Origin of the sequence: Saccharopolyspora sp. ASAGF58, from assembly GCF_012277335.1 — a bacterium.
Classification (GTDB): Bacteria; Actinomycetota; Actinomycetes; order Mycobacteriales; family Pseudonocardiaceae; genus Saccharopolyspora; species Saccharopolyspora hattusasensis.
This window is the reverse complement of the sequence record NZ_CP040605.1, coordinates 2,818,552-2,832,942: the sequence shown is the minus strand read 5'-3', so window position 1 is coordinate 2,832,942 and position 14,391 is coordinate 2,818,552. Positions and strand designations below refer to the sequence as shown.

General features: G+C 69.4%; 10 protein-coding genes. 3 read left to right on the top strand and 7 right to left on the bottom strand.

Translation table 11 applies throughout. The features are described from left to right. Nucleotides 1-120 precede the first annotated feature (120 nt). The 4 genes from FDZ84_RS13365 to FDZ84_RS13350 form a co-directional block, all read right to left on the bottom strand. Complete coding sequence (locus FDZ84_RS13365; RefSeq protein ID WP_168586164.1) at nt 121-621, bottom strand: Dps family protein; 501 nt, start codon at nt 619-621, stop codon at nt 121-123. 227 nt (nt 622-848) lie between these two features. Then, nucleotides 849-1,403, bottom strand: coding sequence for an NADPH-dependent FMN reductase (locus tag FDZ84_RS13360; RefSeq protein ID WP_168586163.1), 555 nt, complete (start codon nt 1,401-1,403; stop codon nt 849-851). Between the two features lie 428 nt (nt 1,404-1,831). After that, nucleotides 1,832-4,285 (bottom strand): helix-turn-helix transcriptional regulator, encoded by a 2,454-nt coding sequence (locus FDZ84_RS13355; protein ID WP_246868989.1) that lies wholly within the window; start codon nt 4,283-4,285, stop codon nt 1,832-1,834. A gap of 23 nt (nt 4,286-4,308) precedes the next feature. Beyond that, entirely contained in the window at nt 4,309-5,670 is a 1,362-nt protein-coding gene (locus FDZ84_RS13350) for an Hsp70 family protein (RefSeq protein WP_246868988.1), read from the bottom strand. 284 nt (nt 5,671-5,954) lie between these two features. On the opposite strand from FDZ84_RS13350, the gene FDZ84_RS13345 reads away from it, so the two are divergent. The 3 genes from FDZ84_RS13345 to FDZ84_RS13335 all read left to right on the top strand — a co-directional run bounded on the left by FDZ84_RS13345 (nt 5,955) and on the right by FDZ84_RS13335 (nt 10,756). After that, nucleotides 5,955-7,166 carry an IniB N-terminal domain-containing protein gene (locus tag FDZ84_RS13345; protein WP_168586162.1) on the top strand — a complete coding sequence of 404 codons (1,212 nt, stop codon included), beginning with the start codon at nt 5,955-5,957 and terminating at the stop codon, nt 7,164-7,166. A 189-nt stretch (nt 7,167-7,355) separates the two neighbouring features. After that, nucleotides 7,356-9,149 carry a dynamin family protein gene (locus tag FDZ84_RS13340; RefSeq protein WP_246868987.1) on the top strand — a complete coding sequence of 598 codons (1,794 nt, stop codon included), beginning with the start codon at nt 7,356-7,358 and terminating at the stop codon, nt 9,147-9,149. Further along, entirely contained in the window at nt 9,146-10,756 is a 1,611-nt protein-coding gene (locus tag FDZ84_RS13335; RefSeq protein WP_168586160.1) for a dynamin family protein, read from the top strand. The genes FDZ84_RS13340 and FDZ84_RS13335 overlap by 4 nt, the downstream gene beginning before the upstream one ends. A 469-nt stretch (nt 10,757-11,225) precedes the next feature. Here FDZ84_RS13335 and FDZ84_RS38820 read toward each other — a convergent pair whose 3' ends face one another. From FDZ84_RS38820 to FDZ84_RS13320, 3 genes are all read right to left on the bottom strand, one after another. Next, entirely contained in the window at nt 11,226-11,396 is a 171-nt protein-coding gene (locus FDZ84_RS38820; RefSeq protein ID WP_246868986.1) for a hypothetical protein, read from the bottom strand. Further along, nucleotides 11,368-12,231 (bottom strand): FGGY-family carbohydrate kinase, encoded by an 864-nt coding sequence (locus tag FDZ84_RS13325; protein ID WP_246868985.1) that lies wholly within the window; start codon nt 12,229-12,231, stop codon nt 11,368-11,370. Before FDZ84_RS13325 ends, FDZ84_RS38820 begins: the two co-directional genes overlap by 29 nt. A 227-nt stretch (nt 12,232-12,458) precedes the next feature. Continuing rightward, complete coding sequence (locus FDZ84_RS13320) at nt 12,459-14,177, bottom strand: bifunctional UDP-sugar hydrolase/5'-nucleotidase (RefSeq protein ID WP_168586159.1); 1,719 nt, start codon at nt 14,175-14,177, stop codon at nt 12,459-12,461. Nucleotides 14,178-14,391: the final 214 nt, after the last annotated feature.

Here is a 14,391-nt window from a genome sequence, read left to right as displayed (position 1 = left end):
CGCGGGGACCGCTCGGTTTCCTGTTGCGGCGCAAGAATGATCCGCGTCCTGGTGGTCGACGACGAGGCGCTGGTTCAAGACGAGTTCCCACCATGCCCGAAGGCACCCACGGGTCCGGCGCTACTCTGCGAGCTGGGCCTGCCACATCCAGTGCGACTTCTCCAGCTCCCGCGCGATGCCGATCAGCAGGTCCTGGGTCACCAGATCGGTCTTGTCGGTCTCGTCGATGCGTTCGCGGAGCCGACGGTTCAGCTCCGCCAACGTCTTCGTGATCGCCTCGACCACCTCGCGATCGCTGCGCCAGTTCGAGTCGAACTTCGGCACCCCGGAGCCGTCGGCAACCGTCGAGGCGCGCCCGTCCGGCGAGATGCCGATGGCGGCGGCGCGCTCCGCGACGTCGTCGGCGAAGCCGCGCGCGGTGGTGACCAGCTCGTCCAGGTGAAGGTGCACGTCGTGGAACAACCTGCCGACGACGTTCCAGTGCGCCTGCTTCGCCACCAGGTGCAGGTCGATCATGTCCAGCAGCGTGCCCTGCAGCACTTTGCCGGTGATCTCCCGGTCCTGGTCGTCGCCCAGCGGGCTGGTGATCGGGGCCTTCTTCGAAGCGGTCTTCTGAGCCATGAGCGCTGCTACCTCCTCCAACGCGAGCAGACCCTTCGAGGGTGCTGCCTGTGAGGTACCCGCGCACTTCGAAGCGGTATGCAGGGCCGTGGGGATCTGTCGCGAGCGCCACACCGCTCAACCCCCTGCGCGGACGTTATCCGGCGAGGGCAACGCCGAAGCCGCAGGTCATGGACGCGCCCAGGCTTGCGTGCGTGGTTCCGCCACCCCCAGCGCCAGGCAGGAGATCAGCCGCGGTTGGCGAAGTCGACCACCTGGTGGCCGATGGCGCGGAGGACGTTCGCCACCTTCTCGTCTGCGCACTCGCCGCCGGACTCGAATTGCGTTTCGGCCGAGTTCACCGCTCCGCCGAGCGGCGTCGGCCAGCCTCGCAGGGCGTGCACCACCGAGCGGAGCGCCTGCAGCGTGGTGACCGTCGCCTGCCAGCCGTACGCGATGCCGATGCAACCCACGGCTCGCCCGTCCAGGTAAGGGCGGTCGTCGCCGCGCAGGTCTTCTGCGTAGTCCAGGGCGTTCTTGATCAGCCCGGAGATCGTGCCGTGGTAGCCCGGCGAGGCGAGGATGACGCCGTCCGCGGTCCGCAGGGCGTCCACCAGCTCCAGCGCGTTGTCGGTGCGTTCGGTCAGCTGCGGGTCGTAGAACGGCATCGACAGGCTGCTGCCCGTGATCGCGTGGACCTTCGCCCCCGCTTCACGCGCCCCGGCGAGCGCGGCATTCAGGGCTCGCTCGGACTGCGAATCCGGCCGGACCGATCCGCCGATCCCCACCACGGTCACCGTCATGCACTGATCCTTTCACCCGGAGCTGCGCCTGTCGCCCCTCGCAGGACTTCACGCCACGCTACGACTTAGAGCTTGCTCGAGGTCAAAGCCGACCCGCCGTGTCCCGCACCATAGCTACCTGCGGGTAACCTCGGCAGGACCTGTCGCCTTCCCGGGGAGGTCACGCCGATGTCGAAGGTCCTCGAACGGGTACAGCCGACGCTGGAGGCCGCCGCCCTCCGCGGCCGGCATCTTCTCGACCTGCCCACACCCCGCGGCCAGTGAGGCGAACGGACCGTTCACCTCACACCACGACAGCGTGAGAGCAGCAGGAAACGGATGAAGCGAACGGAACCTACACGCTCATAGACGGCACACCTTCCAGGTGAGTCCGTTGCGTTGACATAGCTGTTGGCAGAGCTGCTCAAAAGGCGCACGGGCCCGTTTCGTCAGTGGCCGAGGAGTTCGCGGAGGCGGTTGAGGAGGTCTTCGCGGTTGGCGCAGCCGAGGCGTTGCTTTATGCGGCTTATGTGGTGCTCCACCGTCTTCGCCGAGATGAACAGGCGCTTGCCGACCTGCTTGTAGGTCAACCCGGCCAGCACCAGTTCCGCGACTTCCTTCTCCCGCTCGCTGAGCAGGTCGGTCTCCGCCGACATCGCGCCGCGTACCGCACGCGGCCGCGGCGGCTTGCCTTGCAACGCCCGGGCGCATTCCAGCAGCGCGAGCATCGCGCGCCGATCCGCCGTGCGGATCGCCGCCTGCCCCGCCAGCCGCGCTCCGTCCCACGCCAGCCCGGCCGCGTGCAGCGCCCGCGCCGCCTGCTCCGCCTCGTCCTGGTCCACCTGCCCCGCGAGTATTCGCAGCCACACGCCGGCGGCATCGGCCATCGCCGCCGCCAGTGGGTTGTGGTGCGCCATGCCGCCCAGCTCCGCCGCAAGCTGCTGCGCTTCGTCCAGCTCCTCCAGCACGACCGCCGCCTGCAGGCGCTTCCAGGTGAGCATCGATGTCCACAGCGGAGGGTTGCCGAGCCGGTCCAGCAGCGCTCGCGCCTCCGCCAGGTACGGCGCGATCCAGTCCTGGTCCCGCAGCCGCGCCGTGGCGACCACGAGTTCTCCCAACGGCAGCAGGGCGAACAGGTCCACCGAGTGCTCGGCGACGGCCTGCCGGGCCCGACCGCGGGCGGCGGCCAGGGCCGCCGTGTCGTTGTCCCGGCTCGCGATACCAGCCTCGATCGCGGTTGCCAGCAGCCGATCTCGCGCCGCCAGCTCGGCCACGGGGAGGTTCGCGCGGGCGGCCACCGTGTCGCCCCGCAACAGCGGCAACCACGCCGCCAGCAGCCGGTGCCGGTAGTGCAGCAGTGGGCCGCCGGAGCCGGAGCCGATCGCCTTGTCCAAAGTGGACTGGACGACGTCCAGTTCGCCGCAGTGCAGCGCGACCAGTGCGGCGACCGCCGCCGGGCTGTCCGGCACCAGGGCACCGCGCCCCACCGGCTCCGACAGCGATGCGGATCGCACCAATGTGGACAGTGCCGTCGCGGCCGATCCCACGACCGATTCCCGGACTCCGGCGGCGAGTTGCGCGGCGGCACCGGTCATCGACGTCGGCGGCCCGGCGTCGTCGGAGGAACGCAGCAGCTCCTCGGCGTCGCCCAACCGACCGGCTCCGATCAGGCCCACCGCGGCGAACGCCCGGTCTCCGGGCCAGCGCAAGTGCCCCACCGACCACCGGCACAGTTCCGCCGAGCGCTCGAGCAGCCCCCGGTGCGCCAGGACGCTCGCCGCGACCTGCACGCCGAGCTCCCTGTCCGGCACCGAATCGTCGACGATCACCTGATCGGCCAGCCGCAACGCTTCGTCCAGATCACCGGCCACGGCGGCGGCACGTGCCTGCCGCGCCGCCACCGAAGCCGGTGGAGTTCCGGCCGACACCGCAGCGGCGAGCAGCCGTCGCGCCAGGTGCGGCGCGGACTGCAAGGCCTCCTCGCCGGCTTTCTCGAACGCCGCCGCCAGGGTCGATTCCGGCAGCAACGCGATGTCTGCCCCGAGCAGCGGGCGGACCAGCGGCAGCACCGAACCGCCGCGCGCCAGCTGGATTTCGACGAGGCGACGGGTCACCCGCAGCCGAAGTTCCCACGGCGTCAGCCGCAGCGCGGCCGCGCGGGCGATCGGCAGCAGCACGTCATCAGCGCCGACCAATCCGCTGGCCCGGATCGCCAGCAGCGCGGAACCGACCGCCTCTGGAGTGAGTTCCAGCAGCGCCGCGAGCAGGTCGGGGTGCGGGGTCGCGCCGACCGCCATCGCCGTCACGCACTCCGAGCCGGCTCCGCCGAGCTGGTCCAGGTCGTGCTGGAACTGGTCGAGCGCGCGGGGCGGCAGCTCCGCCGTGCCCGGCTCGGCGGTCGCGAGCACCCTGCTCACGTAGCGCGGGACGCCCCCGGTCTGCGCGTGCAACCAGCCGATCCACTCCGGCGCCGCCCCTCCGGCCTGCGCCGCGATCTCCTCGCGCCCGAGCGCGGCGAGCAGCACCGGCGCGCCGAGGTCGCCGATCAGCTCCGCCAACGCCGCAGGTCGCGGCCCCGGCCGGTAGGCGAAGACCAATCGCGCCCCGGGCCGCCGGGCGATCTCGCGGAGCTCGCCGAGCACCGTTGCGTCCAGCCGGTGGGCGTCGTCGACCAGCACGGCGCCTTCGTCGGCCCGGGCGAGCTCGTTCGCACCGAACACCGCCACCCCAGCGTCGCGGTAGGTGCGCGCGAGCTGCTCCAGCAGCACCGTCTTTCCATATCCCCCGGCGCCCTGGATCCCGGCGACGAGCGACGCGGTCGGGTCTGCGGCGATCGCCGACCGCAGCCCGGCCGCGTGCCCGTCCGGCATCGGGGCGGGCCGGGAGGTCGTCGACTGGTTCACGCCTGGAGTCCTTGTCATCCGGGTCACTGGCGCAGGTGTTGGATCGCGCCGAGCACGCCGCTGAAACCATTGGGCAGCAAGAAGGTGAGCAGCAGGCCGCCGATGATCAGTGCGGCTGCCATCGACAGCTTAATGATCTTGATCCGGCGGGCGCGATCCTCGTCCCGTGTTTCCACCGGCATCGGCTCCACCTCGACCGGCGGACGCGGCGCGGCAACCAGTTCGGCATCGAGGTCGAACGATTCCTCGGAGCCCTCGATGCGCATCAGCACGCTGGTCTCGGCCACCGAACCCTCGTCTGTGTCGGTCGACAGCACCTGCACCGCCGCCAGCGCCGCCCCGCCGGCCGCGGCCAATTCGGGCGCGACGTCGACCTGCGGCTGCAGCTTCAACCGCTCGGCCACCAGCTTCTTCAGCAGCGGCGTGCGCGAAGTTCCGCCCGCCAGCACCACGGAATCGAGGTCGTCCGGCGACAGCGTTGCCGACTGCACCGCCTGCAAGATCAGCTCGGGCACCCGCTCCAGGTGCGGCCGGGCGAGCTGCTCGTACCGCGAGCGCGACAACGCGAATTCTGTTCGCACCCCAGGCAGTTCTACCCGCAGCTGCACGCCCGGCTGGTGCGACAGCGCTTCCTTTGCCCGAACACACTCGGCACGCAGGTGCGCGAGGGCAGCCCGATGGTTGAGGTCGCCGAGGTCCAGCGTGTCCAGCCGGTCGCCGAATTCGGCGCGCACGACGGCGAAGATCTCGTCGTCCAGGTCCTGGCCGCTGGGATGATCGGCGTTCAGCGGCGAGCCGACCACCTCGAACCCGGGCTCTCGCCGCCGCAGCACCGTCACGTCGAAGCCGCTGCCGCCGACGTTGGCGACGACGACCGGTTCGTGCTCGGAAACGCGTTGCTTGGCCGCGTAGTCCAGGGCGACCGCCATCGGTTCGGCCACCATCGTGACGTCCGTCAGCCCCAGCTGGACCAACGCCTGGTGGACGAGCCGGGTGCGATGCGGACCCCAGGTGGCACTGTGCGCGATGGCGATGTGCTCGGCGGGATGCCCCTGCCGGTGCGCGACCGCGTCGGCCACCCACTCGATCATGGTGGCGGCCAGCCGCTGCGCCGGGATGAACTCGCTGCCCACCAATACCGGCAGGTCGTCGCCCAGCCGCGCGGTGAAGCCGCGCGTGACCCATTCGTGGTGGGCGATCTCCTGCCGCTGGGCCGCTTCCCCGGCCAGGAACGACCCGTCCTGCACCTTGCACAGCACCGTCGGCACCACCGGACCGGCCTCCAGCGGGACCGGCACGGCCGCCGCCCACCGGCTGCCGTCGCGGCGGGCGATGGCAGCCGTGGTCGCCGTGGCGCCCAGATGAATGCCCAGGACGTAAGGCATGCAATCCCTTCGTGTTACCGAATCGGCCACCAACGGGCGATGCCCGCGTGGTGCAGGGTGGACACAATTTAGCGTGCACGCGGTTACACACAGGTGTCGGACACCCCAAGCTACCCCCCAATGGATCACCTACCCGATCCCCTAATAGAGATCCTGATAACTAGGAGTCGTTCCCGATGGCCCGGGAGGCTCCCGCCCCTACGGTGATCAACACAGGAGTGAGGGACCGCATGACCTCACTCGGACACCCATCCGAGTACCGCTGAGCATCGGGAGGCCCAACGATGGTGAACCCTCAGCACACGAGCGGTCATGCCGAGTCCTCCACCACCGGCCCCGGGAAGCACTCCACCACCGGCCAATCGGATGAGCCGACGCTGTACGAGTTCCTCACGCGCCTCGTCAGCGACCCGGCCGCCCGGTCGGCCTTCGACGCCGATCCGCAAGCCACGCTGGGTCAGGCCGGCCTCGGGGGCATGACCGCGACAGACGTACTCCAAGCCACGTCACTGGTTCTCGACTACGCGCCGGTCGAGGTCGTGGCGGAGTACGACCGCTCACTCCAGAGCAGCGTCGAGAAGTTCGCTGCGAGCACCCAGCACGTCGCGATCAACCAACTGCATCCCGCACATCCAATCGAGCAGGAAGAACTGACCATGCTGAAGCCCACCCCCGCCGACTACGGCAAGGACAACGACGTCGACGCCACCCTGCCGCCGGCCCCGGCCCCGGCTCCGGCTCCGGCTCCGTCGAACAAGGTCGATGTCGACATCGAGAAGAACTACACGGACTCGTTCAACCTGATCAGCGTCCACGACATCGCCAGCAACAACGACATCGCCAACGGCAACATCGTCGGCAGCATCGTGGGCAGCAACGTCACCCAGGCCAACGAGACCGCCACCCACGTCTTCGACACCAGCGTCGACCTGACCTCCGGTGCCGCCTCCATCGTCCACGGCGACGTGATCAACATCGTCGGCAACTCGACCAACGTCGACGTCCTGAACATCGCCAACGAGGCCCCGGTCGTCGGCGACATCACCGCCAACGTCACCCACGTGGTGGGCGACGTGACCGTTGGTGACGTCAACGCGATCGTTGCCAACGTCCCGGTCGCGGGCAACGTCGTCGGCGACGTCACCGCGATCGTTGCCACCGCCCCGGTCGTCGGCGACGTGGTCGCCAACGTCGCCAGTGGCAACATCACCAACGTGGGCGGCGTCGTTAGCGACGCGACCAACGTCGTGGGCAACGTGCCGGTCGTCGGCGACGTGCCGGCTGGCGACGGTCCCGGAATTCCGGCTGGCGACGTCTCCGCCCTGCCGGTCGAGGACGTGACCTCCGGGCTGCCGGCTGGCGACGTCTCCGCCCTGCCGGTCGAGCACGCGACCTCTACCCTGTCGGCCCCGAGCGACCTGCCGGTCGTCGGTGGCGGCCTCGAGAGCGTGGCGCACACCGCCACCTCGGCCGCGCCGCTGGACCTGGGTCTCTGAGCCTGAACGCAGTGAGCGACTGAATGCCGGGATTCGCGACATAGCGGATCCCGGCATTCCGCGCATTCGATCCCCGAGTTACAGGCCTTTTTGCACTTCCCGTACCCGTCGATGATGTGAGTTCAGCCGTTTGGGTTTCTCTATTCGCCGCAGCACGCCACAATCGACGCCGTGATCGAGACAGCGTTGGTGGAACTGATCGATCGCGTGACTGCGGAATGTGCCGAGCAGCAACGCGCCGATCTGCACGGTCGACTGCGGCAGATCCGCACCCGCGTGCTCGACCCGACGCAGCTCGTGCTGGTCGTCGGCGAGTCGAAGCAGGGCAAGAGCGCCCTGGTCAACGCGATCGTGAACGCGCCCGTGTGCGCCTCTGGCGACGACGTCACCACCGTCGTGCCCGCCCTCGTCCGGCACTCCGACGAACCGAGCGCCCTGCTCATCGAGCACGAGCCGGCGCAGGGCCCGGCCGCTCTTGATCGTGTTCCGGTCCCCATTGAGCAGGTCAGCGAGCAGCTGGCACGCGCCCTCGCACACGGCCGCCCGGTCACCCGTAGCGAGATCGGCATCCCCCGCGCCGTGCTGCAGAACGGTCTCGCACTGATGGACACCCCCGGCGTCGGCAGCGTGTCCTCGTCGCTGACCTCCACCACGCTCGCCGTGGTCGCCGAAGCCGACGCGCTGCTGATGGTCTCCGACGCCACCCAGGAACTCACCACAAACGAGCTGGCGTTCCTCAAGCAGGCCACCGCGTTGTGCCCGAACGTCGCGCTCGTGCTGCCGAAGATCGACCGGACCCCGCACTGGCGGAAAGTCCTCGAGGTCAACCGGAAACACCTGGACAACGCCGGTATTGCGGCCAAGATCTTCCCGGTTTCGGCCAACATCCGGATGCGCGCGATGCAGGCCAAGAACACCAACCTCAACGCCGAATCCGGGTTCCCGCCGCTGCTGGAATTTCTCAAGGAGATGGCCGGCAAGCACGAGAACCTGACCCGGCGCCTGGTGGCGCACAACGTCACCGAGGCGCTCACCCAGATCAACGACGCGCTGCGCACCGAACTCGCGGCACAGAACCCGCGCACCGCGGCGGAAACCCTGGTCGAGCTGGAAACCGCGCAGCGCCGCGCCGAAGACCTCCGGCGCGTCTCGAGCCGCTGGCAGAAGGCGCTCAACGACGGCATCTCCGAGCTGTTCACCGACATCGAGTTCGACTTCCGGGAACGCAGCTGGGCGGTGCTGCACCAGGTCAACGAGGCCTTCGAGACCGCGGATCCCCTCGAAGTCTGGGATGAATTCCTGGACTGGCTCTCCGCCCGGCTCACCGACGCGATCGTCGAAACCTTCGAGTGGATGGAACTGCGCCAGGCCCGGCTAGCCGAGCACGTCGCCGACGAGATGCTGGCCGAGCACGGCGGGGCCATCCCCGAGCTGGAGCGGCTCACCCGACCGGACCCGCTGGACGAGGTGCCCGAGCCGAAGCTGCCGCGCGGCTCCGAGTACAAGCGTTTCGACCAGTTCCTCACCGGCTTGCGCGGGTCCTACGGCGGGGTGCTGATGTTCGGCATGCTAACCACGGCGGTGTTCGGCCTGGGCCTGATCAACGTGGTGTCCATCTCGGCGGGCGTGCTGCTGGGCCTCAAGAGCCTCGGCGAGGACAAGGACACGCGGTTGCGCCGCCGGCAGGTCGAAGCCAAGAGCGCCGTGCAGCGCTACGTCGAGCAGGTCGTCTTCCACGTGAACAGGGAGGCCAAGGCCGCCATCCGCGGCGTCCACCGGGGCCTGCACACGCACTACATGCGCATGACCGAAGATGCCCAGATGGAGATCAGCCGGGCCATCCAGGAGATCAAGCGATCCGCGGAGCGCAGCGCGGTCGACCGCGACCAGCGGGCCAGGGACATCCGGCAGAAGCTGGAGGAGATCGCGGTGCTGCAGCGGCGCGCCACGATGCTGACCCAGAACCGGATCACCGCGGCATGAGCGGCGATGCCCTGCTGGATCGCGCGCGAGCGCTGCTGATCCGCACCATGACGTTCTACCGGGACGATCCGCGCACCTCGACGTGGCTGCGCGGCCGGCTGGAACGGCTCGACCAGCCGCTGCGCATCGCCGTCGGCGGACGGGTAAAGGCGGGCAAGTCCACGCTGATCAACGCGCTGGTCGGTGCGGAGCTCGCGCCCACCGATGCCGAGGAGCGCACCCAGGTCAACACCTTCTACCAGTACGGGCCGGAACCGAAGATCCTGGTGCACACCCCGCACGGCGCGGTGCAGAACGTTCCTGTGTCCACTTTGGACGCCGTCACCATCCGCGACCTGCAGCACTGGCGACCGGACGAGGTGGCCCGGCTGGTAATCGAGTCACCGACGCCGGGCCTGCGGGCCATCACGCTGATCGAGACGCCCGGCGTCGCGTCTGCGGTGGTGCAGGAGACCGGGCGGTCGGCGCTCGCGCAGATCCTGTCCGAAGCCGACGCGGTGCTGTACCTGACGCGGTACCCGCGGCAGACCGACCTGCAATTCCTGCAGTCCGTCAACGAATTGCAGACCGCCCGGTGCGTGCCGATCAACACGATCGTCGCGTTCTCGCGCGCCGACGAGACCGGCAGCGGCGGACCGGAAGCGCTGCAAGCGGCCGAGCGGATCGCCGAGCGCTACCGCAACGACCCCACGCTGCGGTCCTTCGCCCAGCACCTCATCCCGGTGATCGGGCTGCTCGGGCAGGCCGTCGCGACGATGACCGACGAGGACTTCCTGGCGCTGGGTAACCTTTCCCGGCTGTCCCAGAGCGACCAGGACGAGCTGTTGCTGTCGGCGGACCGGTTCATCAACAGCGGCATGGAATCGACGCCGGGCCCCGTCCGGCAGCGGCTGCTCGAACGGTTCGGGCACTACGGCATCGAGCGGGCGCTGGCGTTGATGCGCAGCGGCGTGACGGAGCGGAAGAAGCTGCAGGCCGCGTTGCTCGACGAAAGCGGCCTGAACCTGCTGCAGGAAACCGTGCACCAGCAGTTCGTGGAGCGGCAGGACGCGTTGCGGGCGCGATCGGCGTTGCTGGCCGTCGACATGGTGTCGCGCGCCAATCCCCGGCCCGGCGTGCAGCAGTTGCGCGGCGAGTTCGAGCGGCTGCTGGCAAACGCGCACGAGTGGAACGAGCTGCGGCTGCTGTCGGCGCTGGATTCCGGTCAGGTGCGGTTCGCCCGCCCGCTCCAGGCGGAAGCGAAGCGGCTGCTGGGAGCGCTCGGCGATGCGCCGCACGCGCGGCTCGGCCGGGACGAGACGGCGTTGGCGGTGGACCTGGCCGATGAGACGGTGGCAGCGTTGGCGCGCTGGCGGGAGCAGTCGGTGAACCCGCTGCACGACCGGCAGCACCGCGAAGCGGTCCGCACGGTCCTGCGCAGCTGCGAACGCCTGATCATCGACCAAGTCCACGGCCCGCAGCAGCAAACGCCTCAGCGCCAACCGAATCCGCAACACCAGCAGGACTCGCAGCGCCACCAGCAAGGTCCGCAGCACCAGCAGGGCCACCCGGCCGCGCAGCGCCCGCATCCGCCCCAGAACGCCTCGGGCGCCCACTCGCGCGACTGACGAGATCCGCTACCTCGGAGGAGGTGGGGTGTCGAGCGGAAACGAAGACTTCCACGTCGCCCGCGCCTTGCACCACCACGCAAACCAGCCCGAAAACCGCAGCTATAGAGGCTGTTTGGGGAACTCGTTGTGCGGCGGTGGTTTTGTCCACATCGGACGATTGGGTGTGCGCGGTGCAGGACCAAGGCCCGTGAGCGTTTTTCGGTGCTATGGCACCCAAAATCACTCACGGCCAGGTGGCGACCTTCGCCGCGGCGGCGCGTGGGGTCGGTAGCGGAAAGTCCGGCCGCGAGCGTCCGCGACGGCGGCCCGGCCTGTGGACCATTGTCCGGCGAGGTCGGAGCGCTTGACGGTCTCGCGGGACATCCGGCAGGGCACAGCAGTGGCGTCGGTGATCCACAGGTCGTCGAACCAGGATGGGCAGCACACAGCCACGGTCCAGACTGCCTACGCGCCTGGCCGGCCTCGTTCAGAGCTCCAAGACGCGCAGCGTCGCGTGGAGCTGCTCGACCAGGGGCCGACGGCGGGCCATCTCCCGGGCCGTCGCCGGATCCGGTGAGACCTTGCGCTCAGGAGTCACCAACTCGGCGGCGCGCTCCAACGAGTCGAACTCACCGAGCGCCCGCCACGCCAGCAGCACCGCGCCGAGCCCGGACCCCGCTGCCCTCGGCCAGCTCCAGGTCGATGTCGAGCGCCGCAGCGATCGCGTCCGCCCACACCCTGCTGCGGAACCCGCCGCCCGTGGCGCGCACCGCGCGCACCTCTGCCCCGGCATCGGCCACCGCGTCCCGCACCAGCGCGAGCTGCTGGGCGACGCCCTCGACCATGGCGCAGGTCATCTCGGCCCGGCCGTGCGAGCGCCGCAGCCCCACGAACGAGCCCGTCAGACCCGGCTCCCACCACGGAGCCCGCTCGCCGAGCAGGTACGGCAGGGCCATCAACCCGTTCGCCCCCGCCGGCACCGCAGCCGCCTCGTCGAGCAGGTCCGCGACATCGACCCCGAAGGACTCCGCGGCCCACTGCGCGACCACCGCGCCGTTGCTCACGGCACCGCCGATCACCCAGAGCCCGCCACCCATCGCGTAGCTGAACGTCCGGCACCGGTCGTCGACGCCCGGCCGATCGCGGGTCACCCGCAGCGCCCCGCTGGTGCCGAGCGACAGCGCGGCGACACCGGGGCTGACCGCCCCGACGCCGAGGTTGGCCAGCGGACCGTCCCCGCCGCCGAGCACCACCGGCAGCCCGTCGGGCAGCCCGACAGCCTTGGCGACCTGCGGTTTCAGCGGCATCGTGTCGGTCGGCGCGTGGATCTCCGGCAGCTGGTCGGCCCGGATGCCCGCGGCCTCCAGCGCCGGCTCGTGCCACTGCAGCGTCGCAATGTCCTGCAGCCCGCTTCCCGAGCTCAGCGAGTACTCGGTGACGAACCCGCCCACGAAGCCGGCGACGACGAAGTCCTTCAGCGCGCACCACCGCACGACGTCGCGGGTAAGGTCGGGGCGGTTCCCGGTCAGCCAAGCCAGCTTGATGGTCGGGCCAAGTCATCACGGACATGCCTCCAATATCGACTCCATCGAACACGGTTTGAGAATTGACGTTCACAAACTCACGTTCGAGTGGATCTCCCCGTCGCTACACCCGCAGCGATAAGGGCGCCTCCCTCCTGTTGCCAGGAGGAAAGGCGCCCTTCGGCCGGCGTGCGAGGTCAGCCGACGCGCGTGATCCGGTCGGTCGCCGGTGGGGCGATGCCGGGGTTCGCGCTCAGGTACTCGTTGAACGCGTCCAGGTCGATCGGGCCGCCGGTCAGCTCGGTGCCGCCGGTCAACGCGCTGAACCCGTCCCCGCCGGCGGCGAGGAAGTTGTTCACGCTGACCCGGTAGGTCGCGTCCGGCTGCACCGCTTGGCCGTCGATCGTGATGCCGGAGATCTTCGATCCGATCGGCGCGGACTCCGACCAGGTGTAGTGCAGGGTCGAGGACGGCTGGAGCATCCGAACCTGGACGCTGCCGTCCGGCTTCGGCAGCCACTGCTGCTCCAGCACCGCCTTGAGCTGCGCACCGCTCAGGGTGATCGTCTGCATGATGTTGGCGAACGGCTGCACGGTGTAGGCCTCGCCGTAGGTCACCACGCCGTTGCCCTCCTCGGCCGGCGAGGACGCGTACGTCAGGTCGGCGCGGACGCCACCCGGGTTCATCAGGGCGATCTGGGCACCGGCGGACCTGGTGGCCGCCAGTTGCGCATCCGCGATCAGGTTGCCCAGCGGCGATTCACCTGACGGCGCGGCGGTCTTCACGATGTCCGCGCCGATCGTGCCTACCTGCCGGTTCGCGATCGGCCGCGACTTCTGCACGGCCTGATCGACCAGCGCCTGCACCTTGGGGTCGGCCGGGACGTCCCGGGTCACGACGTTGTTCTGCGCCTTGATGGTGGACCGGACGACGTCCTTGGTGCGTCGGTCGACCTGGAGGTCCACAGTGGAAATGATCCGGCCGAACGACGAGCCCTGGATCATCGTCCGGGGCTGACCGGCCGGGTCGGTGACGCTGCACACGTACTGCTGGTGGCTGTGCGCGGTGAAGACCACGTCCACGTTGGGCGAGACCTGCTCGGCGATCCGCCGGGCGGGGCCGGGGGCCGTGCGGCAGTCATCCGGTCCGCCACCCTCGGTGTTGTCGCCCTGGTGCAGCGACACAACGATGGTCTTGACGCCCTGGCGGTCCAGTTCGTCGGCGTAGCGGTTGATCGCGTCGATCTCCGGGCCGACCTTCAGCCCCTTGATCCCGTCCGGGGACACCAGAGTCGGCAGATCCTCAAGCGTCGCACCGATGACGCCGACGGGAATGCCATTCATGTTGCTGATGGTGTAGGGCTTGAAAGCCGGCTGACCGGTCTGCTCGGCGGTCACGTTCGCCGAGAGGAAGGGGAAGTTCGCGCCGTTGTACGTCGGCTGGAACTGGCACCCGTCGACGGGGTGGCAGCCGCCGTTCTGGATGCGGTTCAGCTCGTCGTAACCCTCGTCAAGCTCGTGGTTGCCCACGACGGAAGCCGTAATGCCCATCGTGTTCAGCACGTCGATGGTCGGCTCGTCGTGGAACAGCGCCGAAGACAGCGGCGATCCGCCGATGTTGTCGCCGGTGCTGAGCACCATCGAGTTCTTCACCTGGCCGCGCAGGTTCTTCAGGTGGGCGGCGAGGTAGGCGGCGCCACCAGCGTCGACGGTGTTGCCGTCGGCCAGCGTGACCCTCCCGGACGACCCGGTCGGCGGCTCCAGGTTGCCGTGCAGGTCATTGAAGCTGAGCAGCCGGATGTCCGTGACGGCGGGGTCGGCGGCGGCAGGCACCGCGCCGAGACCGACGCCGACGACGGCGCAAACTGCGGCGGCCGAAACGGCAACTCGCCGCAACGACCGGGAATGACGAATCATTGGGTTCCTCCAGACACGCACGCCGCATCGCAGCGGAAAATGCGCTCGGCGCTGGAGTCTGCCCAATGTGGGCTATCCGAACCAGACGGCTCCGCGAACCGTGACTGAACGGAGAACTACATTTCGCACCAAACCAACCTGATCGGGTCATGAGTGAGGGGCACCCTTGACCGACTTGGTCAAGGTGCCCCTCGTGCCCCTCACTCAACTAAGA

What these genes read in the sequence shown, in the direction of transcription:
- FDZ84_RS13365 (WP_168586164.1), bottom strand. Translation starts at nt 621, where the DNA reads ATGGCTCAGAAGACCGCTTCGAAGAAGGCCCCGATCACCAGCCCGCTG.
- FDZ84_RS13360 (WP_168586163.1), bottom strand. Translation starts at nt 1,403, where the DNA reads ATGACGGTGACCGTGGTGGGGATCGGCGGATCGGTCCGGCCGGATTCG.
- FDZ84_RS13350 (WP_246868988.1), bottom strand. Translation starts at nt 5,670, where the DNA reads ATGCCTTACGTCCTGGGCATTCATCTGGGCGCCACGGCGACCACGGCT.
- FDZ84_RS13345 (WP_168586162.1), top strand. Translation starts at nt 5,955, where the DNA reads ATGGTGAACCCTCAGCACACGAGCGGTCATGCCGAGTCCTCCACCACC.
- FDZ84_RS13335 (WP_168586160.1), top strand. Translation starts at nt 9,146, where the DNA reads ATGAGCGGCGATGCCCTGCTGGATCGCGCGCGAGCGCTGCTGATCCGC.
- FDZ84_RS13320 (WP_168586159.1), bottom strand. Translation starts at nt 14,177, where the DNA reads ATGATTCGTCATTCCCGGTCGTTGCGGCGAGTTGCCGTTTCGGCCGCC.